At 70.8% G+C, this 21,935-nt stretch carries 18 protein-coding genes; 7 read left to right on the forward strand and 11 right to left on the reverse strand.

Annotated elements, in window-relative coordinates; all coding sequences use genetic code 11:
• Positions 1-225: 225 nt before the first annotated feature.
• Both ABZV77_RS38170 and ABZV77_RS38175 read left to right on the forward strand, forming a co-directional pair.
• Complete coding sequence (locus ABZV77_RS38170; protein ID WP_356267211.1) at positions 226-1,206, forward strand: acetylxylan esterase; 981 nt, start codon at positions 226-228, stop codon at positions 1,204-1,206.
• A gap of 121 nt (positions 1,207-1,327) precedes the next feature.
• Complete coding sequence (locus ABZV77_RS38175) at positions 1,328-2,638, forward strand: transglycosylase family protein (protein WP_356267213.1); 1,311 nt, start codon at positions 1,328-1,330, stop codon at positions 2,636-2,638.
• 10 nt (positions 2,639-2,648) lie between these two features.
• On the opposite strand, the gene ABZV77_RS38180 is transcribed toward ABZV77_RS38175, so the two are convergent.
• The gene (locus ABZV77_RS38180) at positions 2,649-3,737 is read right to left on the reverse strand and encodes a DMT family transporter (RefSeq protein WP_356267215.1); all 1,089 of its coding nucleotides are present in this window, start codon (positions 3,735-3,737) and stop codon (positions 2,649-2,651) included.
• A 247-nt stretch (positions 3,738-3,984) separates the two neighbouring features.
• Between ABZV77_RS38180 and ABZV77_RS38185 the strand changes: the two genes are divergently transcribed.
• From ABZV77_RS38185 to glgC, 3 genes are read left to right on the forward strand one after another with little or no spacing between them, the layout of a single operon-like run.
• The gene (locus ABZV77_RS38185) at positions 3,985-4,713 is read left to right on the forward strand and encodes a (2Fe-2S)-binding protein (protein WP_356267217.1); all 729 of its coding nucleotides are present in this window, start codon (positions 3,985-3,987) and stop codon (positions 4,711-4,713) included.
• A 47-nt stretch (positions 4,714-4,760) separates the two neighbouring features.
• Positions 4,761-5,927, forward strand: a complete 1,167-nt coding sequence (gene glgA / locus ABZV77_RS38190) for a glycogen synthase (protein WP_356267219.1) — start codon at positions 4,761-4,763, stop codon at positions 5,925-5,927.
• Positions 5,928-5,947: 20 nt separating this feature from the next.
• Entirely contained in the window at positions 5,948-7,168 is a 1,221-nt protein-coding gene (gene glgC, locus ABZV77_RS38195; RefSeq protein WP_356267221.1) for a glucose-1-phosphate adenylyltransferase, read from the forward strand.
• 9 nt (positions 7,169-7,177) lie between these two features.
• Here glgC and ABZV77_RS38200 read toward each other — a convergent pair whose 3' ends face one another.
• The 5 genes from ABZV77_RS38200 to ABZV77_RS38220 all read right to left on the reverse strand — a co-directional run bounded on the left by ABZV77_RS38200 (position 7,178) and on the right by ABZV77_RS38220 (position 13,003).
• Positions 7,178-8,206: an ABC transporter permease gene (locus ABZV77_RS38200; protein ID WP_356267223.1), complete on the reverse strand. Its 1,029-nt coding sequence runs from the start codon at positions 8,204-8,206 to the stop codon at positions 7,178-7,180.
• Positions 8,203-9,165 carry an ABC transporter permease gene (locus ABZV77_RS38205; RefSeq protein ID WP_356267225.1) on the reverse strand — a complete coding sequence of 321 codons (963 nt, stop codon included), beginning with the start codon at positions 9,163-9,165 and terminating at the stop codon, positions 8,203-8,205. The genes ABZV77_RS38200 and ABZV77_RS38205 overlap by 4 nt, the downstream gene beginning before the upstream one ends.
• Positions 9,166-9,205: 40 nt before the next feature.
• Positions 9,206-10,720, reverse strand: coding sequence for a sugar ABC transporter ATP-binding protein (locus ABZV77_RS38210; RefSeq protein WP_356267227.1), 1,515 nt, complete (start codon positions 10,718-10,720; stop codon positions 9,206-9,208).
• Between the two features lies 1 nt (position 10,721).
• Positions 10,722-11,822, reverse strand: coding sequence for an ABC transporter substrate-binding protein (locus ABZV77_RS38215; RefSeq protein ID WP_356267229.1), 1,101 nt, complete (start codon positions 11,820-11,822; stop codon positions 10,722-10,724).
• A 167-nt stretch (positions 11,823-11,989) separates the two neighbouring features.
• The gene (locus ABZV77_RS38220; RefSeq protein WP_356267231.1) at positions 11,990-13,003 is read right to left on the reverse strand and encodes a LacI family DNA-binding transcriptional regulator; all 1,014 of its coding nucleotides are present in this window, start codon (positions 13,001-13,003) and stop codon (positions 11,990-11,992) included.
• 172 nt (positions 13,004-13,175) lie between these two features.
• Between ABZV77_RS38220 and ABZV77_RS38225 the strand changes: the two genes are divergently transcribed.
• Positions 13,176-15,806 (forward strand): PA14 domain-containing protein, encoded by a 2,631-nt coding sequence (locus tag ABZV77_RS38225; RefSeq protein ID WP_356267233.1) that lies wholly within the window; start codon positions 13,176-13,178, stop codon positions 15,804-15,806.
• A 64-nt stretch (positions 15,807-15,870) separates the two neighbouring features.
• On the opposite strand, the gene ABZV77_RS38230 is transcribed toward ABZV77_RS38225, so the two are convergent.
• Complete coding sequence (locus ABZV77_RS38230) at positions 15,871-17,034, reverse strand: epoxide hydrolase family protein (RefSeq protein WP_356267235.1); 1,164 nt, start codon at positions 17,032-17,034, stop codon at positions 15,871-15,873.
• A complete protein-coding gene (locus tag ABZV77_RS38235; RefSeq protein ID WP_356267236.1) occupies positions 17,031-18,413 on the reverse strand; it encodes an MFS transporter in 1,383 nt (460 codons plus the stop codon). Before ABZV77_RS38235 ends, ABZV77_RS38230 begins: the two co-directional genes overlap by 4 nt.
• 102 nt (positions 18,414-18,515) lie before the next feature.
• Here ABZV77_RS38235 and ABZV77_RS38240 point away from each other — a divergent pair, with 102 nt between their 5' ends.
• Positions 18,516-19,565 (forward strand): helix-turn-helix domain-containing protein, encoded by a 1,050-nt coding sequence (locus ABZV77_RS38240; RefSeq protein ID WP_356267238.1) that lies wholly within the window; start codon positions 18,516-18,518, stop codon positions 19,563-19,565.
• Here the strand turns inward: ABZV77_RS38240 and ABZV77_RS38245 are convergent.
• From ABZV77_RS38245 to ABZV77_RS38255, 3 genes are read right to left on the reverse strand one after another with little or no spacing between them, the layout of a single operon-like run.
• Positions 19,496-20,269 carry an alpha/beta fold hydrolase gene (locus tag ABZV77_RS38245; protein WP_356267240.1) on the reverse strand — a complete coding sequence of 258 codons (774 nt, stop codon included), beginning with the start codon at positions 20,267-20,269 and terminating at the stop codon, positions 19,496-19,498. The genes ABZV77_RS38240 and ABZV77_RS38245 overlap by 70 nt on opposite strands.
• Before the next feature lie 10 nt (positions 20,270-20,279).
• Complete coding sequence (locus ABZV77_RS38250; protein ID WP_356267242.1) at positions 20,280-21,476, reverse strand: acyl-CoA dehydrogenase family protein; 1,197 nt, start codon at positions 21,474-21,476, stop codon at positions 20,280-20,282.
• A gap of 12 nt (positions 21,477-21,488) precedes the next feature.
• Complete coding sequence (locus ABZV77_RS38255; RefSeq protein ID WP_356267243.1) at positions 21,489-21,923, reverse strand: DUF3291 domain-containing protein; 435 nt, start codon at positions 21,921-21,923, stop codon at positions 21,489-21,491.
• Between the last annotated feature and the right edge of the window lie 12 nt (positions 21,924-21,935).

Raw genomic sequence — 21,935 nt, forward strand, 5'->3', positions numbered from 1 at the left:
TTATACATCCTACTTCCCCATAACTTTATATACCGTCTTGTCCCTCTTTTTCTCTGGTTCGGGCCCCCCCCCCCCCCCCGCCGGGGCGGGGGGGGGGGGGGGGGGCCCCCCCCCCCCCCCCCCGCCCGGCCCCACCCCCCCGGCGAATACTCGCTGTCGACCGCCGAACCACTGGCATAGCGTGACCCTCCCGAGCCCCACCCCCCCCCGAAGGAGGAGCCGCCCGTGCCCCATTTCGACCTGCCCCTCGAAGAACTGCGCCACTACCGTCCCGACTTGCCCGAGCCCGATGACTTCGACGCCTTCTGGGAGAAGACGTTGCTGGAGGCGCGGCAGTACGAACTGGACGCGCGGTTCGAGGCGGTGGAGCTGCCGCTGCCCGGGGTGCGGATCTTCGACGTCACCTTCGCCGGGTTCGGCGGCCACCCCGTCAAGGGGTGGCTGGTCCTGCCCGCGGGCGCCGAAGGAGGGGCCCCGCTGCCCGCGGTCGTGGAGTACATCGGGTACGGCGGCGGGCGCGGACTGCCCCACATGCACCTGCTCTGGGCCGCGGCCGGATTCGCGCACTTCGTGATGGACACGCGGGGACAGGGCAGCGGCGGATGGGCGCAGGGCGACACCCCCGACCCGGTGGGGAGCGGGCCCGCGCACCCCGGCTTCATGACCCGCGGCATCGAGGACCCGCACGAGTACTACTACCGGCGCCTGTATGTCGACGCGGTGCGGGCCGTCGAGGCCGCCCGGTCCCATCCGCTCGTGGACGAGGGGCGGGTCGCCGCGCTCGGGATCAGTCAGGGAGGCGGGCTCGCCCTCGCCGTCGGCGGGCTCGTGCCCGATCTGGCCGCCATCACGCCCGACGTACCGTTCCTCTGCGACTTTCCACGGGCGGCCACCCTCACGGACCGGCTTCCCTACAGCGAGATCGGGGCCTATCTGAAGGCCCGTCGGGGCGGCGAGGAGCGCGTCTTCCAGACACTGTCGTACTTCGACGGGGTGCACTTCGCCGCCCGGGGGCGCGCGCCCGCCCTCTTCTCCGCGGCCCTGCAGGACATGACCTGCCCGCCGTCGACGGTGTTCGCGGCCTTCAACGCGTACGCGGGCAGGGAGCGTTCGATGGAGGTGTACTCCTTCAACGATCACGAGGGCGGCGGTCCCTACCAGCAAGGTGTCCAACTGAGGTGGCTGCAGCAGTACTTGACGGGGTGAATCGCGCAACGACTGCTCCTCTGCACGCTCTTGTCACGGATTGATCGACCGGCTAGCTTGCGGGCTTGTCGTGTGTCCGCTGTGCGCAATCCGTGATGACGTGTGTCTGAGGGAGCTCCCAATGGCCGTACGGGGCCGGCACCGCCGGTATCAGCCGAACCGCATCAACCGTGCGTCGCTGACCGTCACGGCGGGCGGCGCGGGCATGGCGCTCCCGTTGACCGTCGCGGGCACCGCGGGCGCGGCCGACGTCGACACGTGGAACAAGGTCGCCGCCTGCGAGTCCGGCAACAACTGGAGCATCAACACCAACAACGGCTACTACGGCGGGCTGCAGTTCAAGCAGTCCACCTGGGAGGCGTACGGCGGTACTGCCTACGCCTCGCGGGCCGACCGCGCCGCCAAGGACCAGCAGATCGCCGTCGCCGAGAAGGTTCTCGACGCGCAGGGGCCCGGCGCCTGGCCGTCGTGCGGGCCGAAGGCCGGTCTCGCCCGCGGCGGCGGCTCGCCCGACGTGACCCAGGCCAAGGCCCCGAGCAAGCCCGAGCGGCCCAAGCGCGACGTCAGGGACGTCAAGCCCGAGGTGACCCCGCAGTCCGCCGCGGGCACCGCCGAGATGTACACCGTGGTCCACGGAGACACCCTCTCCGGCATCGCCGACGAGCGCAGGGTCCGGGGCGGCTGGCAGGGTCTTTACGACGCCAACCGGCGCGTCGTCGGCGCCGACCCCGACCTGATCACGCCGGGCCAGCGGCTCTCGGTCCACGGCCAGGCCGCCGGGCGGCAGAAGGCACCCGCCAAGCAGGCCCCCGAGAGCAGGACGGCCGAGAGGAAAGCGGCCGAGAGGAAGGCCGCGGCGAGGAAGACGGCCGAGAAGAGGGCCGCAGAGAAGCAAGCGGCCGAGAAGCAGGCAGCCGAGGAACAGGCGGCAGAAAAGGCCGCCGCCGAGAAGCGTGAGAAGCAGCGGGAGAAGCGGCACCAGACCTCCGCGCCGCAGGCGAAGAACGCCGCCCCACGCGCCTCCGCACCCGGCGCCGTCGCCCCTGTCGCCGCCTCGCCCAGCACCCCCTACCGGGCGGCGGGCGGCTCCTGGTCGAAGGGCTACCACACGGGCGTCGACTTCCCCGTGTCCACCGGGACCTCCGTGAAGGCCGTCGCCGCGGGCCGCGTCGTCTCGGCGGGCTGGGGCGGCAGCTACGGCTACCAGGTGGTCATCCGCCACGCCGACGGCAAGTACAGCCAGTACGGGCACCTGTCGGCGCTCTCGGTGAGGGCGGGCCAGCAGGTCGGTGCCGGGCAGCGCATCGCCCGGTCCGGGTCCACCGGAAACAGCACGGGCCCGCATCTGCACTTCGAGGTGCGGACGGGGCCCGGCTTCGGTTCCGACGTCGACCCGCTCGCCTACCTGCGGGCACGCGGCGTGCGCATCTGAATCACACGGGTCAGGACACCATGCGCTCGCGGTGTCCCTGCTGCCGGGGGCGGGTCCTGCGATGGGCCACCACAGGCTGCTGAGTGGGCACCGCGGACAGCCCGTCCGTGGCGGGACGGGGCTCCGGCTCGGGCCGGTCCGCCGCGTCGGCCGAACCGGTCGCCGAGCCGGTCGAGCCCGCCGTTCCCGCAGCGTCCGCCGCATCGGCGGACGACGGCCCGTCCTGCGCCGCAGGGCGCCCCTGGGCGACGGTCACAGAGGACGTCTCCCGCGCGATCCGCTCCGTCGTGAGCAGGATCAGGCCGCACGCGGCCACGACCCCGCTGCCGAGGGCCAGGACCGTGCCCGTGGCGCCGTGGCGGAAGGATTCTCCGAACAGGGTCAGCCCGACCGCCGCCGCGACCACCGGGTTCACGACGGTCACCGTTGCCAGCGGCGCGGCAAGGCCCGCACCGCGGTACGAGGCCTGCGAGAGCAGCACACCGGCCGCCGCGAGCACGGCGATCGCCCCGACGGTGGGGAGCTGATCGAGGATCGCGACGTTCTGGTCCAGGTCCACCGCCACCGTCTTCGTGAACACCGAAGCGATGCCGAAGGCCGCACCGGCCGCGCAGGCCAGCAGCACGCTGCGCACGACCGGGTGCCGGTGTGCCGCGTGCGCCGCCACCATCAGGCCGAGCACGGCGCCGCCGGTGACCAGGGCGAGCATGACGCGCTCCGCGTCGGCCAGGGTCTGGGAGTCGGACGACGAGGTGAGCGAGAGGAGCCCGGCGAGCCCCACCGTCGCCATGAGCGCGCCCCGCCAGGCGGTGGCCCCGGCCCGGCGACGTACGAACAAGGCAGCCATGGGCAGGGCGAAGACGATGGTCAGGGCGCCCAGCGGCTGCACCAGGCTCAGCGGGCCGTAGGCCAGCGCCACCACGTGCAGCAGCGCGCCGAGGCCGTTCAGGGCGATGGCGACCCACCAGGCACCGCGCCGCAGCGGCGCGTACCGCTGCCCGGGAGTCGTCGCCGCCACGCGCTCCTGAAGGATCGCCCCGCCTGCGTACGCGACGGCTGAGACGAGGGAGAGCAGCACGGACAGTGCCAAAGCACTCATGAGGTGCTCCGCGGGGTGCGGTGCGTCCGGTGAACCCGGTCTGGCGAACGGTCTGCTTCCATGATGACAACGATGACGCCGGAACGCCTCTGCGTCGTCGTACCTGAGCAGGCAATCCGTCCTACTACCGATGGAGTACGACCTTGCCCATGTCCTCCCCCGGAGGGGTTACCCGATGGGCGCGGAGAGTGACCTCAAGGGGGACCCCAGGGCGCGGAAGAGCGGCCGCACTTGCTCTACTTCTGTCGTGACCACCCTCATCGACCTGGCAGAACTCGGCTCCGTCGGCGGATTCTTCGCCCTGCGCACGGGCCCGGCACGCGGCGGCACACGACCGTTCACGGAGGTGTACTCAGCACCGGAATCCGGTGATCCGATCGGTTTCCGCGTCGGCAAGGTGGCGGGCCGTCTCGGCGCCCCGGAGGACCGCATCGCCGTCTCCGTGGCCCAGCTGGGGCTCGCCGCCCGGCTCTGGTCCGTGGCGCTCGGCTCCGCCGCGCTCTACGGCCGGGTGCCCGACCTGGACCCGGCGCTGCTGCACTGGGACGCCGACGGCACCTCGCCCGACGACCTGTGGCTGACCGGCGTACGCCCGCTGCCGGGCGACGCCGCGACGGTCCGGGACGTCGTGCAGTACGGACATCTGGCGCCGCTCTCCGACGCGTTGCGTACCCGGTACCGGATCTCCGCCGGGCTGCTGTGGGGCAACGCGGGATCCGCGCTCGCGGGCGCCGCCCGCGAACTGCACGGCTGGGCCGCGCGGTCGGGGCGCGAGGAGGTCGGCAAGCGGGCCCTGCGCCTGGCCGCCGAGCTCTTCGACCACCCCGACCTGCGCGGCACCGGCACCCTGCAGGGCACCGCATTCCGGCGCCGCAGTTGCTGCCTCTACTACCGGTGTCCCAGCGGCGGGCTGTGCGGGGACTGCTGCTTCGAACGGCCGCCGACGCGGTCTTCCCCCGGGGCCGCGTCTGGGTGACCATGAGGTGGCGCGGCCGACATCGGGCGGACGACGGAGGGTTCTACGTGAAAGTGGGGCTGCTCACCCGGGAGTATCCACCGGACGTCTACGGCGGAGCGGGCGTCCACGTCGAGTTCCTCGCACGGGAGTTACGCTCCCTCACGGACCTCGACGTGCACTGTTGGGGGGAGGGCGCGTCCGACGGGCTCGTGCGGCACCGGGCGTGGCCCGCGCTCGACGGAGCCAACGACGCACTGCGCACCTTCTCCGTCGACCTGTCCATGGCGGCGGCGCTCGCCGGGCGCGAGCTGCTCCACTCCCACACCTGGTACGCCGCTCTCGCGGGCCACGTCGGCAAGCTGCTGCACAGCATCCCGCACGTGCTGACCTCGCACTCCCTGGAGCCGCTGCGCCCCTGGAAGGCCGAGCAGCTGGGCGGCGGGTACGCCCTGTCGAGCTGGGCCGAGCGCACCGCGGCCGAGGCCGCCGACGCCGTCATCGCGGTGTCCGGCGCGATGCGCGAGGACATCCTGTCCTGCTACCCGGCCATCGACCCGGCGAAGGTCCACGTCGTGCACAACGGCATCGACGCCGAGCTGTACCGGCCCGACCCCGGCACCGACGTCCTGGAGCGGCTCGGCATCGACCTCGGGCGGCCCTACGTCCTGTTCGTCGGGCGCATCACCCGCCAGAAGGGCGTCCCCCAGCTGCTGCGCGCCGCTCGGCAGCTTGACCGGGACGTGCAGCTCGTCCTGTGCGCCGGGGCCCCCGACACCAAGGAGATCGACGACGAGTTCCGCACACTCTTCGAGGAGTTGAGCCGGACCAGGGCGGGCGTCCAGTGGATTCCCGAGATGCTGCCGCGCCCGCACATCATCCAACTCCTCACGCATGCGTCGGTGTTCGTCTGTCCTTCCGTGTACGAACCGCTGGGCATCGTGAACCTGGAGGCGATGGCGTGCGGCACCGCCGTGGTCGCCTCACGGGTCGGCGGCATCCCGGAGGTCGTCAGCGACGGCACGACGGGGCTGCTCGTGCCGTACCGGGAGAGCGCACCGGCCGACTTCGAGCACGACCTCGGGCTGCTCCTGAACAGGCTGGCCACCGACCCGGAGCGGGCCGGCGCGATGGGCAGGGCCGGGCGCCACCGGGTGCTCAGGGAGTTCGGCTGGGACACGGTCGCCCGCCGCACGGTCGAGGTGTACGAGGAGATCCTGCACGCCTACAGATAGCCGACAAGTAGGGGGCTCGGATGCGCGGTGGACCTTCGGTGCTCGGAATCGTGCTCGCCGGTGGAGAGGGGAAGCGGCTGCAGCCGCTCACTGCCGACCGGGCCAAACCAGCGGTGACGTTCGGCGGCACCTACCGCCTCGTCGACTTCGTGCTCTCCAACCTCGTCAACGGCGACGTCCTGCGCATCTGCGTCCTCACGCAGTACAAGTCGCACTCGCTGGACCGGCACGTGTCGACGACCTGGCGCATGTCGAGCCTGCTCGGCAACTACGTGACCCCGGTGCCCGCCCAGCAACGCCTGGGCCCGCGCTGGTACTTGGGCAGCGCCGACGCCATCCTGCAGTCCCTCAACCTCGTCCACGACGAACAGCCCGACTACATAGCGGTGTTCGGCGCCGACCACGTCTACCGCATGGACCCGCGGCAGATGCTCAAGCAGCACATCGAGAACGGCGCCGCGGTGACCGTCGCGGGCATCAGGGTGCCGCGCGCCGAGGCGTCGTCGTTCGGCGTCATCACCCCCGCGCGGGACGGGACGAAGGTGGAGCGCTTCCTGGAGAAGCCCACCGACCCGCCGGGCCTGCCCGGCGCCCCGAACCAGGTCTACGCGTCGATGGGCAACTACCTGTTCACCACCAAGACCCTCGTGGACGCCCTCCAGCAGGACGCCGAGGACGAGCATTCGGCGCACGACATGGGCGGCTCGATCCTGCCGCTGCTCACCGAGCGCGGCATGGCCCAGGTGTACGACTTCGACGGCAACCACGTCCCCGGCGAGACCCCGCGCGACCACGGCTACTGGCGCGACGTCGGCACCCTCGACTCGTACTACGAAGCCCACATGGACCTGATCTCCGACCACCCCGTCTTCAACCTGGACAACCGGCGCTGGCCCATCTACACCCACTCCGACGGCCTGCCGCCCGCCAAGTTCTGCGCGGGCGGCATCGCGGGCGAGTCGATCGTCAGCCCCGGCTGCGTCATCCGCGGCCAGGTCACCCGCTCCGTCCTGTCGCCCGGCGTGACCGTCGAGGAGGGCGCGGTCGTCCAGGGCTCCGTGCTGCACGACAACGTACGGATCGGTCGCGGCGCGGTGGTGCGGGGCGCCGTCCTCGACAAGAACGTCGACGTACCGCCGGGCGCGACGATCGGCGTCAACCCGGACCGGGACGAGGAGCTGTACACGGTGTCCAAGGGCGGGGTGATCGCCCTGGGCAAGGGGCAGACCGTACCGATGTGAGGGCCCCGGTCACAGCACCCGGCGCCTGCGGCCCAGCCATGTCTGCGCAATCACCACGACCGCCAGGAAGGCGCCGCTGACCACCTGCTGGTAGGCGGAGTCGAGCGAGCCGATCTGGTTGATGACGTTCTGGATGACCTTGAGGAGCAGCACACCCACCAGCGAGCCGCTGATGAACCCGAATCCGCCGGTGAGCAGCGTGCCGCCGATGACGACCGCGGAGATCGCCTCCAGCTCCATGCCGGAGCCGAGGATCGTCACCCCGGACACCAGCCAGGCCGCGTTGAGGGCACCGGCGAGTCCCGCGCAGAGCCCGGACACCGTGTAGACGGCGATCTTCGTACGGGCCACGGGGGCGCCCATCAGCGCCGCCGCGTCCTCGTTCCCGCCGACCGCGTACACGTACTGGCCGAAGCGGGTGCGGCGCAGTACGACCGCGCCCGCGACGAACAGCGCGACCGTGATCCAGACCGGGGCGCCGATGCCGAGCACCTTGCCCTGGCCGAGCGTCGCGAAGAAGGAGTCCTTGTCGACGAGGTACGTCTTGGACCCCTCGTCCGTCACCGACAGGAGGATCCCGCGGGCCGCCAGCATCGCGGCGAGCGTCACGATGAACGGCGCAAGGCGCGCGCGGGCGATCAGCAGCCCGTTGACCAGACCGATGAGTCCGCAGACCGCGAGGGGCAGCAGCAGCGCCACGGCCGTGCCGTACTGCGAGCCCCAGGCGGCCAGCACCCCGCCGAGGGCGAACAGCGAGCCCACCGACAGGTCGATGCCGCCGGTGACGATCACGAACGTCATGCCGAGCGCGACCACCGCGAGGAACGCGGAGGACACCGCCATGTTCTGCAGGTTGTCGCTCGTCATGAACGTGTCGAAGCTGACCGAGGCGGCGATGACCGCGACGATCAGGGTGACGAGCGCGCCGTGCTGCTGGGCCAGGGCGCTCAGCCGCTCCGAGCGGGAGGGGCCCGCGGCCTGTTCCTCCTGGGCGGTGTGGTCCACGGGATCCGCCGGACTCTTCGTGTCGATGGTCATCGCTTGCCCCTCTCGCGTGCCGCGTAGACCGCGAGGACGATCACCACGGCCTGGGCGATCTGCGTCCACGACGGCGGCAGGTCGTGCTTGATGAGCGTGGCCGTGAGCAGCTGGATCAGGACCGCGCCCGCCACGGTGCCGCCGATCCGGACCCGTCCGCCGCTCAGCGGGGTGCCGCCGACCACCACGGCGGTGATCGCGGAGAGTTCCATCAGGTTGCCGAGCGACGTCGGGTCGCTCGCGCTCAGGCGCGCGGTCGCGAGGACCCCGGCGAGCGCGGCGAGGGCGCCGCAGACCACGTACACGATGATGAGGACGCGGCGCACCGGCAGGCCCGCGAGGAGCGCGGCGGGGCGGCTGTCGCCGATGGCGAGGAGCTGTCGGCCGAAGGTGGTGCGCCGCACGACGAAGGCGACGAGCAGCGCGAGGGCCGCCGCGATGAGCACCAGATACGGGATGCCGAGCAGGTCGCCGGAGCCGAGCGACGCCATGGTCGGGTCGCGCACGTCCTTGAGCTGGGGGAGGAGGACCAGCGCGATGCCCCGGCCCGCGACCATCAGAGCGAGCGTCGCCACGATGGGCTGGACGCCGATGAACGCGACGAGCGACCCGTTCGCCAGGCCGACCACCATGCCGCCGAGCAGCGCCGCGATCAGGGCGATCCACATCCCGTACCCGAGGTAGAGCGAGACGAGGGAGGTGGCGAGCGCCATCACCGAGCCGACGGAGAGGTCGACGCCCTCGCTGCCGATGGCCAGGGCCATGCCGAGCGCCACGACGAGGACGGGGGCGACCTGGACGGCCTGGGTGCGGAAGTTCTCGCCGGACAGGAAGTGCGGGGTGAAGGCGATGTTGACGAGCAGGAGCACGGCGACGCCCAGGTACACGCCGTAGTTCTGGAGGAGGCGCAGGAGGCGGTCGCGGTCGGCGGCCGTGCGGCCGAGGGCGAGGTCGGTCATGGGGAGCTCCGTGGGTGCGGGGCCTGCCGGTCGTGGGTGGTCATGCGTCCGACTTCGCGGGGTCCGTCGCCATGGCGCGCAGCAGGTTCTCCTCCGTCACCGCGGTGCCGGTGAGTTCCGCGACGGCCGTGCCGTCCTTCAGGACGACCACTCGGTCCGAGCCTTCGATGAGCTCCTCCATGTCCGATGAGATGAGGAGGACACCGAGGCCGTCCGCCGCCAACTCGTCCACGAGCCCCTGCACTTCGGCCTTGGCGCCGATGTCGATGCCGCGGGTCGGTTCGTCGAGCAGCAGGACCTTGGGGTGCATCGCGAGCCAGCGGGCGAGCAGCACCTTCTGCTGGTTGCCGCCGGAGAGCTCGCCCACCTTCTGCAGCGGGCTCGACGCCTTGATGCGCAGGCGCCGTACGAAGGTGTCGACGATGTCGTCGATGCTGCGTTCGTTCACCAGGCCGAGGCGGGAGAGGCGGGGGAGCGCGGCCAGGGCGATGTTGTCGCGGACCGAGAGGCCGGGGACGATGCCCTCCGCCTTGCGGTCCTCGGGGAGCAGGCTGATGCCCGCGCGGATGGCGGCGGGCGTGGAGCCCGTACGGATGCGGGTGCCGCCGATCGCGACCGTTCCGGAGTCGGTCGGCAGGGCCCCTGCGATGGCCTTCGCCGTCTCGCTGCGGCCCGAGCCGAGCAGCCCGCCGAGGCCCACCACCTCCCCGGGCCTGATGGTGACCGACACTCCGTGCAGCCGGTGCCGGGCGGTCAACTCCTCCGCTCGGAGCACGGGTTCGGTCGTCGTCTCGTGTGCCCCCGTGAACTGGGTGAGGCCCTCTTCCTGTACGTCCTGGATCTCGCGGCCCAGCATCAGCGCGACCAGCCGCAGCCGGTCCAGCTCGGCGAGCGCACCCGTGTGCACCACCTTGCCGTCGCGCAGCACGGTGACGGCGTCGCACACCTCGTACAGCTCGTCGAGGCGGTGGCTGACGTAGATCACCGCGATGCCGCGCTCCCGCAGCATCCGGATCACACCGAACAGGGTCTGCACCTCGCGGGGTTCGAGGGACGACGTCGGCTCGTCCATCACGACCACCCGCGCGTCGACCGAGACCGCGCGGGCCAGCGCCACCATCTGCTGTGCCCCGAGGCCGAGTTCGCGCAGCGGGCGGCGCACGTCGACGCGGACGCCCAGCCCCCGCAGTGCCTCCTCGGCCTCGCGGTGCATCCGCCCGAAGTCGATGAGGCCGAGCCGTCCGCGGGGCTCGCGGCCGAGGAACAGATTGCGGGCCACGCTCATCAGGGGGACGAGGTTGACCTCCTGATAGATGGTGGAGATGCCCGCGTGCTGCGCTTCGAGCGGGGTGGCGAAGCGCACCGGGTTCCCGTCGTACGTCAGGTCGCCCGCGTCCGGCCCGTACACCCCCGTCAGGACCTTGATGAGCGTGGACTTGCCCGCGCCGTTCTCACCGATCAGCGCGTGCACCTCGCCCGCACGTGCGGTGAAGTCGACCTCGTCCAGGGCGCGCACGCCCGGGAACGTCTTGGTCAGACCGGTCACTGACAGCATGTCAGTAGGCCTTGTTGAGGTCGGACTTGGCGTTGTCCTTGGTGTAGGCGTTGTCCTTGATGACGATGTCCTGGGACACCTTCTCGCCCTTGGTGAACGTGTCCAGGGTCTTGAAGGCGAGGGGGCCGAAGCGGGGGTTGGACTCGACGACGCCGTCGATCCAGCCGTCGACGATGCCGCGCACGGCGCCCTTCGTCCCGTCGATCGTCACGATCTTCACGTCGCCGGCCTTCTTGCCCGCGCCCTTGAGCGCGTTCACGGCACCCAGGCCCATCTCGTCGTTCTCGGCGTAGATCCCGGTGATGTCGGGCTTGGACTGGATCAGCTGCTCGGTGACCTGCTGGCCCTTCTCGCGCGCGAACTCGCCGGTCTGCTTGAAGACGACCTTGAGGTCGGGGGCCTTCTCCTTGATCCGGTCCTGGAAGCCCTTGGTGCGCTCGGTGGTGACGTTGTTGCCCGCGGCGCCGAGCAGGATCGCGATCTTCCCCTTGCCGCCGGTCGTCTCGATCATCCGGTCCGCGGCGCGCTTGCCCTGCTCGACGAAGTCGGAGCCGATGAAGCTCACGTAGTCCTTGCAGGCCGTCGCGTTGATCTTGCGGTCGATGGTGACGATCGGGATGTGCTTGGCGCCCGCGGCGCGCAGCACCGGCTCCCAGCCGTCGGAGTTGAGCGGTGCGATGACGAGCAGGTCGGCGCCCTTGGCGATCAGGTCCTGGACGTCGCTGATCTGCTTGGAGAACTGCGACTGGGCATTGGCGGTGAGGAGCTTGACGCCGCGCTTCTCGGCCTCGGCCTTGATGGAGGCCGTCTCCGCGATGCGGAACGGGTTGGCTTCCTTCTCGGACTGCGAGAAGCCCACGGTGGCGTTCTTCAGATCCAGCTTCTTGCCGCCGTACGCGTCGATCGTGCAGGTCTTGCCGCCCGCGCCGTCCGCCGCGACCTCCTGCCCGGCATCGCCCTGGTCCTGCGAGGCGGCGCTGTCGCCGCCGGAGTCGTCGTCCTCGGACTTCGCACATCCGGCGGCGAACAGGAGACTCGCGGCGAGACCGGTGGCGACGAGGGTCCTCGCGGAGGTACGACTGAGCAGAGTGGTCGGCTTCATTGGATCCCCAAACGGCACGGCCCCGGCACTGAGAGCGCTCACGGGAGAGACGGCACTTGCGGTCAACTCGTCGGTACGGGGAGCTTTTTACATCGTTGAAAGGAGGCTGTAAACCCTCCGCGCACTCTTCGCGGGGGCGCCCGGCACCCGGACCGCGCGGCCCGCGCTCAGCGTCGGCCCAGCGTGCTCTCCCGCTCCACCAGCCGGAACGCTGCGGCGAGTTCGCGCCCGCCGGTCCGTTCCGGATGAGCCAGGCTGCTCAGCAGCGACTCGACCGCGAGACGCGCGATGGCCTGCTTGTCCGGCGCCACCGTGGTCAGCGTGACTGCCCCGAACTGCCCTTCCGCTATGTCGTCGAACCCCACCACCGCCACGTCCCACGGCACCCGCAGGCCGCGCTCGTGCAGCACCCGCATCGCGCCGATCGCCACTAGGTCGTTGTACGCGAACACCGCGTCCGGCCGCACCCCCGCGTCCAGCATCCGCGCCATGGCCTTCGCCCCGTCCCACCGGTCCCAGCCGCCGACCGGACCCACCAGGCTCTCCGGTGCGGCGATCCCGGCCGCCGTCAACTCCTCGCGCCAGCCCTGGAGCCGCAGGTGGGCGGGGCGGTTCGCGGAATCCGTGCGGGCGCCCAGATAGGCGATGGAGGTGCGGCCGCGCCCGATGAGGTGGCGCACCGCGGTGCGGCTCGCGGCGATGTTGTCGATCGCGATGTGGTCGTAGCTCAGGTCGTACTGCCGCTCGCCGAGCAGCACCAGCGGCACGTCGTCCTCGCGGGCGCGCAGGTCCTCCGCCTCCAGCTCCAGCGGACTGAGGATCAGCCCGTCGATCACCCGGGCCCGGAATCCCTGGCTGACGAGCACCTCCTGCTCGCGCTCGCCGCGGGTGTGGTCGAGGAGCACCGTGAAGTCGTGCTCGGCGGCCGCGTCGATGACGGCGCCCGCGAGCTCGGCGAAGTACGGGTTGCCCAGCTCGGGGACGGCGAGCGCGATGATCCCGGTGCGGCCCTTGCGCAGGTGACGCGCCGTCAAGTTCGGTCGGTAGCCCAGTTCGTCGATGGCTTCCTGGACGCGGGCCCGCATCGCCGGGGTGACGTGCTGGTACTTGTTCACCACGTTCGAGACGGTCTTGATCGAGACGCCCGCGTGCTCCGCGACGTCCTTGAGGCTAACCCGCACTGGATCTCCCTGCGTCGGTGGCCGCCCCGGCCCGCCGGGGCGTTTGTCATGACCCTGGACAGCGCGCCGGAGCGCGTGCTGTCATGCCAACTGTCGTTCCTTCCAACGTTGTACAGACTCGTTGTACCGACTGCAGCGACAAGCCGCCACCCTTCCTCATCAAGGAGGATCCGTGCGCACCAAACGACATCCCAGACGCCCCGCACGCCTGGGCCGACACCTCGCCCTGCTGCTCGCAGGGGCCCTCGGCGTCGCCGGGCTCACCGCGGCCCCCACCGCGAACGCCGCCGACGATCCCGTCGAGATCCAGGGCCTGAAGGGCGAGTACTACACCCAATCGGCCCCCGGAGCCTTCGACTTCGACGAGCTCAAGGCCACCGGACTCGACCCGAACATCGACTTCGGCAACCTCGAATCCCGCCTCAAGGCCACCACGGGCCGGGCCGACGACGTCAGCGTCCGCTGGACCGGCCGGATCGTGCCCGAGAAGACCGGCGCCACCACCTTCGCCATGACCGGTGACAACGGCTTCCGCCTCTGGGTGGACGGCAAGATCGCCATCGACCACTGGCAGGACGACTGGGACAAGGAACAGACGTCCGCCCCGGTCGAGTTGACGGCAGGCAAGGCCTACGACATCAAGGTCGAGTACTTCGAGCACTACGGCGGCTCCAACCTGCGCCTGAAGTGGACCCCGCCGGGCGGCGAGAAGAAGGCGGTCCCGCGCACCGCCCTGCGCATCCCCGAGGACTTCGACTACGACGGCGCCGTCAACGCCACCGTCCTCAAGGACGGCCGCAGCCTCAAGCTCGACTTCGCCCAGCGGCTCGCCGCCCCGCCCGCCGGACTCACCGACCACCTCGACGCCGTCATCGGCGGCGCCAAGTGGCCCCTCGGCACGGCCAAGGCCGACCCCTCCGACGACCGCAGCCTCCTGGTCGCGCTGAAGGAACCCGTCGTCGGCAAGAAGGGCGGCAACGCCCCTGGCCTCGCCGACATCAGCTACGACGGCAAGGGCGGCCTGACCGGCACGGACGGCGACGCCGTCGGCCAGTTCTGGACCAGCGGCCCCAACCACTCCGAGCACCAGCTGCGTACCAAGTGGGCCGACGACGTCACGCCAGGCAACGCCCACCGCGAGTACCCCCGGCCGCAGCTGAAGCGCAAGGACTGGCAGAACCTCAACGGCTCCTGGCAGTTCGCCGCCGCCCAGGCGGGCGAGAAGCCCCCGGTCGGCAAGCAGCTCAAGGAGAAGATCCTCGTCCCGTATCCCGTGGAGTCCCAGCTCTCCGGGATCGAGCGGCACGAGGACCGCATGTGGTACCGCCGCACCTTCACTGTCCCCAAGAACTGGCAGATCGGTGACGGCAAGCGGCTCAACCTGAACTTCGGGGCCGTCGACTGGCAGTCCGAGGTGTACGTCAACGGCCGCAAGGTCACCGAACACAAGGGCGGCTACGACAAGTTCACCGCCGACGTCACCGACGCACTGAAGCCGGGCCGCACCCAGGAACTCATCGTGGGCGTGTACGACCCGACGGACGCCGACAACGGCGCGAACCCGCCCGTCGGCAAGCAGCGTCTCGACCCCAGCGGCATCTGGTACACCCCGTCGTCCGGCATCTGGCAGACCGTGTGGATGGAGCCGGTGGCCGCCGACCACGCGGACTCCCTCAAGATCACGCCGGATGTGCCGGGCAAGCAGGTCACCGTCGAGCCGCGCGGCGTGCGCGACGGCGTGCCGGTCACCGCCGCCGCGTACGAAGGCGGCAAGAAGGTCGCGGAGCTCAGCGGACGGACCGGAAAGCCGCTCAAGCTCAAGATCAGTGATCCTCGGCTGTGGTCGCCGGACGACCCGTTCCTCTACGACCTCCAGGTCCGGGTCGGCAGCGACCGCGTCACCGGCTACTTCGGCATGCGGTCCATCGCCGTCGAGAAGGTGAACGGCACCCCGCGCACCATCCTCAACGGCAAGCCCGTCTTCCTCATGGCCACGCTCGACCAGGGCTTCTGGCCGGACGGCCTGCACACCGCGCCGAGCGACGAGGCTCTCGCGTACGACCTCAAGATGCACAAGGAGATGGGCTTCAACTCGGTCCGCAAGCACATCAAGGTCGAGCCCGACCGCTGGTTCTACTGGGCCGACAAGCTCGGACTCCTCGTCTGGCAGGACATGCCCGCGATGGAGGCGGGGCGCACCCCGGACGCGGCGGCCCGCGCCCAGTACGAGCGCGAGATGAAGCAGATGATCGACGAGCACGCCAGCAGCCCCTCGATCGTCATGTGGGTGACCTTCAACGAGGGGTGGGGCCAGTACGACGTGGGCCGCATCGCCGAACAGGCCAAGGCCTGGGACCCGACACGGCTGGTCAACAACATGTCGGGGCTCAACCTGGGGGCCGACGGAGGCACCGGCGACATCATGGACGAGCACGGCTATCCGAGCCCGGCTCTGCCACCGCGACCCGACGGCCAACGGGCCCTGGTGAGCGGCGAATACGGCGGCCTCGGACTCGCGGTGCCCGGCCATGCCTGGGCCGTGCAGCAGAGCTACGTCGACGTCGACCCGGCGACGTACACGGACGACTACATCGCCAAGCTCGGCGAAGTGCGCGCCCTCGCCTGCAAGGGCAACAACGGCGCCGTCTACACCCAGATCACTGACGTGGAAGGGGAGTTGAACGGTCTGCTCACCTACGACCGGAAGGTCGTCAAGCCCGATGTGAAGCGGGTGAAGGCGGCGCACGAAGCGCTGATCCGTGACGCGTCGCAGGCCACGGTGCCGGGCTGTACGAAGTCCTGAGCCCCGGGGTTTCCGGCCCGCCCGCTGTCGGGGCGGGCCGGGGAACGCCGCCGCTTTCCGGCTGTCAGTCGGCGAACAGCCGGAAAGCGGTGCGGAGTTCGGCGACGAGCGCGGCGGGCTGTTCGAGGGCGGGGAAGTGCCCGCCCTTGTCGAGCTCGTGCCAGTGCCGCAGGTCGGGGAACCGGCGCTCGGCCAGACGGCGGGACGGCCGGTAGTAGTCCGCCGGGAAGACGGAGCATCCGGTGGGCACCGGGACGGGCGCCTCGTCCCCGGTGGCTCCGGCGAAGCTCTCCCAGTAGAGGCGGGCGGCCGACGCCCCGGTCGCGGGCAGCCAGTACATCAGGATGTTGTCGAGCAGTTCGTCGTGGGTGAAGGCGGTGCCCGGGTCGCCGTCGCAGTCGCTCCACTCCTCGAACTTCTCGATCAGCCAGGCGGCCAGCGCGGCGGGCGAGTCGGTCAGGCCGTAGCCGATGCTCTGCGGGCGGGTCGCCTGCACGGCGGCGTACGCCGAACCCTGCGTACGGTGGCGGGCGAGCCGGTCCAGGGCCGAACGCTCCGCCTCGGTGAGGTCGACGACGACCTTCGGGTCCTCGGGCACCGGGAACGGCACCATGTTCAGGTGGATGCCGATGACGTTCCCCGGATGCCGCTGCGCGAGCGTCATCGTGATGCGGGCGCCCCAGTCGCCGCCCTGCGCGCCGTAGCGCGGATAGCCGAGCCCCCGCATCAGCCGGTCCCAGGCATCGGCGATCCGCTCCGTGCCCCACCCCGGCCGGGACGGCTTGCCGCTGAACCCGAACCCCGGCAGGGACGGGCACACCACGTGGAACGCGTCGGCCGCGCTGCCGCCGAACGCGACGGGATCGACCAGCGGACCGATGACCTTGTGGAACTCGGCCGTCGATCCCGGCCAGCCGTGCGTGATCAGCAGCGGGACCGCGTCCGGGTGCGGGGAGCGGACATGGAGGAAGTGGATCCGCAGCCCGTCGATGTCGGTGGTGAACTGCGGGAAACGGTTCAGCCGCGCTTCGGCCGCGGTCCAGTCGTACTCCTCCAGCCAGTACCGGCACAGTTCCTGGACGTACGTCAGCCGGGTGCCCTGCGACCAGTCGTCGACGGTCTCGGGCTCGGGCCACCGGGTCCGGCGCAGCCGCTCGCGCGCATCGGCCGCGGCGGACTCCGGGATGCTGATCCGGAACGGGACGACGTCCTCGGATGGTCCGGTCATGGGCATGCAGCTCCTTCGTCTCGTCCTTGGCTCGTCCTCGACTCGTGGAACAGGATTCCGGCGGCCGCCGACGCCACCGCGGCCCCGCACATCGCCAGCCAGGCGACCCGGAAGCCGTGCAGCGCCTGGTGCCCGAGGATCGCGGTGAGGATCGCGACCCCGAGGGCCGACGAGATCTGCCGGGACATCATGAGCACCCCGCTGGCCAGCGAGATCTGACGCGACGGCAGCGCGGCGGCCGCACCGAACAGCGGAGGCTGCAGCAGTGCGGTGCTGATCCCGGCGAGGATCGCGCCCGGCAGGAACACGACGAGGTACTGCGGCCGGTCCGTCGCGGTCAGCGCCCACCAGCCGCAGCCCGCCGCCAGGGTCAGCCCGCCGAGCACCGCCGAGGCCCGTGCGCCGAAGCGCGCCACGATGCGGCCCGACAGCGGCGCGGTCGCCATGGTGCTCGCGGGCATCGGGGCGAGCGCGAGCGCCGCGTTCACCACGGAGTAGTGCCAGCGGCCCGTGAGGAAGAGGGTGGCCGCCAGGATCATCGCGGCGAACGCCAGGTAGTACAGGAACACACCGCTGAAGGCGACGGCGAACAGCCGGTGCCGGAACAGGTCGAAGCTCACCACCGGATCGGCGGCCCGGCGCAGGTGGCGCACGGTCAGCGCCGCCACCAGGACCGTCGCCAGGGCGCTCCCGAGGATGGCCGGTGAGCCGTACCCCCACACGGAGGCCTGGGTGAACACGGTCGTCAGGCCTGCCACGGTGGCCAGGACCAGCGCCGCCCCCAGCAGATCGAGCCGCGCGCGCACGCCCCGCGGGGACGCCGGGAGCACCCGGCGCCCGGCCAGCACCGCGATCACCACGACGGGAATGTTGATCAGGAAGATCCACCGCCATCCGGCGGTCAGCAGCAGCCCTCCGGCCACCGGCCCGGACCCGGCACCGGCCGCGGCGACCGCGGTCCAGATGCCCATCACCTTGGCGTGCTCGTGCTGGGGGAACGCGGGCAGCGCGAGCCCGAGAGAGGTCGGGATGAGAACCGCGGCCGCCGCTGCCTGCACGACCCGCGCCGCGACGAGGACGGGCAGCGCGGGGGCCACCGCACAGCCCAGCGACGCCACCCCGAACAGGGTCATCCCCAGCAGGAACGCGGGTTTGCGGCCGATGTCGTCGGCGAGTCTCCCGGCCGGTACCAGCATCGCCGCCAGCACGATCGTGTACGCGTTGAGCACCCACGACACCTCGGCGAGGCTCGCGCCGTGGAAGGATCTCTCCAGCGCGGGGAAGGCGACGCTGACCGCGAACAGGTCGAGGATGGCCAGGAATTGGGCGGCCGACGCGATGGCGAGGATTCGCCAGCGCCGGATGTCGGTACGTGCCACGGCAGGGGATTCCGTGTGGTGAGCTGTCACGTCTCGGCACCGTACAGAGCAGCATTTTCGATCACGAGCGGCGTCCTTGCCATCATCCGATAGTTTCGCGACATGACCAGACTTCCCGGCACCGTGGCGGTGTTGCTCCTGGACCAGCAGGCCGCGATCGAGGTCGCGATCGCATGCCAGGCCTTCGGCACCCCACCGGTCGGCCACGCGGGGGACTGGTACGACGTACGGCTGTGCGGCGCCGGAGGGGCCGGATCCCTGGTGCCGCTGCGCGCCTGGTTCGATCACTCCGGGCCCGTCGGCGCCTTCGGGTCGGGCGCCACCCACGGGCTCGACGGCCTGGTGGGCGCGGACACGGTGCTCGTGCCGGGCACCGGCGACGTGCACGGTGATCCGCCCGCCCCGGTGCTCGACGCGGTCCGCGCCGCCCACGAGAGGGGCGCCAGGATGGTCTCGCTGTGCTCGGGCGCCTTCGTGCTCGCGGCGGCCGGGGTGCTCGACGGCAGGACGGCCACCAGCCACTGGTCGCACGTGCCCATCCTGGCCAGCCGTTTCCCGGAGGTGAAGGTCGACCCGAACATCCTGTACACCAACGACCGCGACGTGCTCACCAGCGCGGGCCTCGGGGCCGGGATCGACCTGTGCCTGCACCTGATCCGTGAGGATCTCGGGGCCGGGGTCGCGAGCGCCGTGGCACGCAGGATGATCGTCCCGCCGCACCGCGCGGGCGGCCAGGCCCAGTATGCGCAGGCGCCGATGGCGGCGCCGCGGAACGGCGCGGGCCTGGGCGAGGTCCTGGAGTGGGCCGCGGACCGGCTGGGGCAGCCGATCGGCGTGGAGGACATCGCCGACCGTGCGGGGGTGTCCGGCCGCACCCTGATCCGCCGGTTCCAGGCGGAGCTGGGCACGACGCCCAGCCGCTGGCTCCTCCTCCAGCGCCTCGCGCGGGCGCGGGAACTCCTGGAGCGCACCGGCCTGTCGGTCGATTCCGTCGCCGAGCGCAGCGGGCTCGGCACCGCGCCCAACCTCCGCGCCCACTTCGCCCGCGCGTTCGGTCTTACTCCCACCAAGTACCGGCGTGACTACAACCCCTCGTTCTCGATGAGCTCGACGAGCCGTTCCCTCACCGGCGAGGGCCGCGCGAAGAGATAGTCGTGGCCGCCGGGCCAGGACTCCACCTCGCAGGTCCCCGTGGTGAGCTTCGACCAGGCCGCCATCTCGTCCTCGGCCATGAAGTCGCCGTCGCCGAGCCACGCGGTCACCGGGCAGTCCAGGACCGGTTCGGAAGGCACGGGCAGGTCGACGGAGAGTTTCAGGTCCGCGTACCAGCGCCGCGCCAGCGGCTCCCGGAATTCCGCGGGCAGGCTCTGCCACTCCTTCGCCCCGATTCCGCTCAGTTCCGCGAACTGCGCCAGGTCGATCGAGTCGATCCCGCCGCCGGGGAACACCCGGGAGAAGCGGCTCTCGCCCGGGTCGGGACGGTACGAGCTGACGATCAGCCGCCGCAGGTCCCTGTGGGGCGCCAGCCACGTCGCGATGTGCGTGCCCACCAGGCTCCCCATGCTGTGGCCGAGCACGACATGGGGGATGTCCGGCAGGTCGGCGAGCGCGAACTCGAACTCCTTGCGCAGGTGGTCGAGCGTCCACTCCGGTGGTTCCGCGGAGCGGTCCTCCCGGCCCGGCGGCTGTACGAGGAGCAGGTCCGCCTGCGGCGGCAGCCACTGCGTCCACGCCCAGTACGGGCCCGCGGCGCCACCGGCCGGGGGCACGCACACCAGACAGACACGGCCACGGCCCGACCCGGACACCACGTGCTGGAGCCCCGGCGACGGCTTCTTCAACGACCTCTGACCCACTGCCGGTACCTCAGATCCGTCGATTGGGAGGGAGCACGAAACGCCGGAACACGAGCTCGCGCAACACGTCGTCCCCGGCCTCGACGATGGTCACCGCCCGGATGTCCCGGAGGTACTTGGAGATCGGCATGTCCGTCGTATAGCCCAGGCCGCCGAACATCTCCGAGCCCACCGTGGCGATCTGCCAGCCGGTCTGGCCGCAGAACATCTTCGTGGTCAACGCGGAACGGAGCGCGCCCCGGCGGAGGAATTCGGCGGGCGGGTCGGGCATCGCCATGATCTCGTCGTATTCACGCGCGGCCGCACGGCACTGACTGCGCATGACCTCGATCTGCATCTCCATCTGCCCGATCTTGCTCGCGAAAACGGCGTTCTCGATGAGCTTGTGACCGCCCAGCGGTTTCGTGATCGCGTAATCCAGGCAGATGTCGCGGATCCTCCTGGCCACCCCGAGGGCGATGGCCCCGATCAGGATCCTGCTGGAATTCAGGCCGATCTCGATAATCTTGAGGCCGGGCCCGTTCAGTACGTTTCCACTGGGCACGGCGCAGTCGGTGAAAGACACCTGATAGGTACCGGCCGAACGCAGGCCGATCATGTCCCACCGTTTGACCACGCGGGCGCCCGGAGTTCCGCGGGGCACGAGCACCGCATGATAGGCGGCGCCCTTTCCCTTCTCCGCTGCGGACTTGGCGAACACGATGAGGTAATCGGCGAAACCGGAATTGGTCGAGAACATCTTCTCGCCGTCGAGCACCACCTCGTCGCCGCGTCTGGTCAGCGTGGTCGTGAGGTTGATCAGCTCGCTGCCTGCCTCCTGCTCGCTGCCCAGCGCCGCCGAATAGCCGCCCTCGCGCGTCATCGCCGTGAGGAACTCGTCCTTCAGCTCCGGCGATCCGTACAGCGAGACCATCGAGCTGCTGAGGACGGAGATCAGGAGCGTGAAGGCCGACCCCGCGTCGGCGTAGGCGAGTTCCGACACGATGTCGACGCTGTCCGTCAGGCCGAGCCCCGCGCCTCCGTACTCCGTGGGGATCCACCAGTTCAGCAGCCCCATTTTGTGCAGCGGCCGATAGAGCTCCAAGGGCGGCTCCGCGCCCGAATCCAGCTCCGCGTCGCGGCCGAGGAGGGCGTCCCGGGCGAACTCGCGGAAGGCCCGCAGCGCCTCGTCCGGCGAGGCGGGCCGCACAGGGTTCTCAGGGTGCATCGGTTCGTCCTCTCATGACTGGGGCGGCGGGAAGGGGCGCCGGAACGTGAAGGCATCCGGCGTCGGCCCCTTGGCGTTGAGCATCCCGAGCCGGGCCATGCTCTCGTCGACGTCGGGGAGGCTGCCCTCGGGCACCCACCACAGGACCGACGGGGCGCCCCGGGGCGGCTTGAACCAACTCCGGCGTACCCGCAGGGAGTCGGCGTGCTCCCCCTGATAGGTGAAGTCCCGGAGCGATTCCATGGTTTCCCACACCGATACGTTCAGCATGTACGGGTCCTCAGGGAGGTCGAACAGCGACTCGAGGCGGAAGACGAACCCGGGCGCCTTGCGGGCGAGCGCGTCGATGGTCAGGGCCAACTCGTGGAAACTCGCGAGGGTCTCCGACTTCAGTGAGTCGACCGCGTAGAGGATGTTCGCCTGCGCGAGGTGGTATTTGGCGCTCATCGACTGGAAGCC

The sequence above is a fragment of the Streptomyces sp. NPDC004732 genome (assembly GCF_040609235.1).
Taxonomy (GTDB): Bacteria; Actinomycetota; Actinomycetes; order Streptomycetales; family Streptomycetaceae; genus Streptomyces.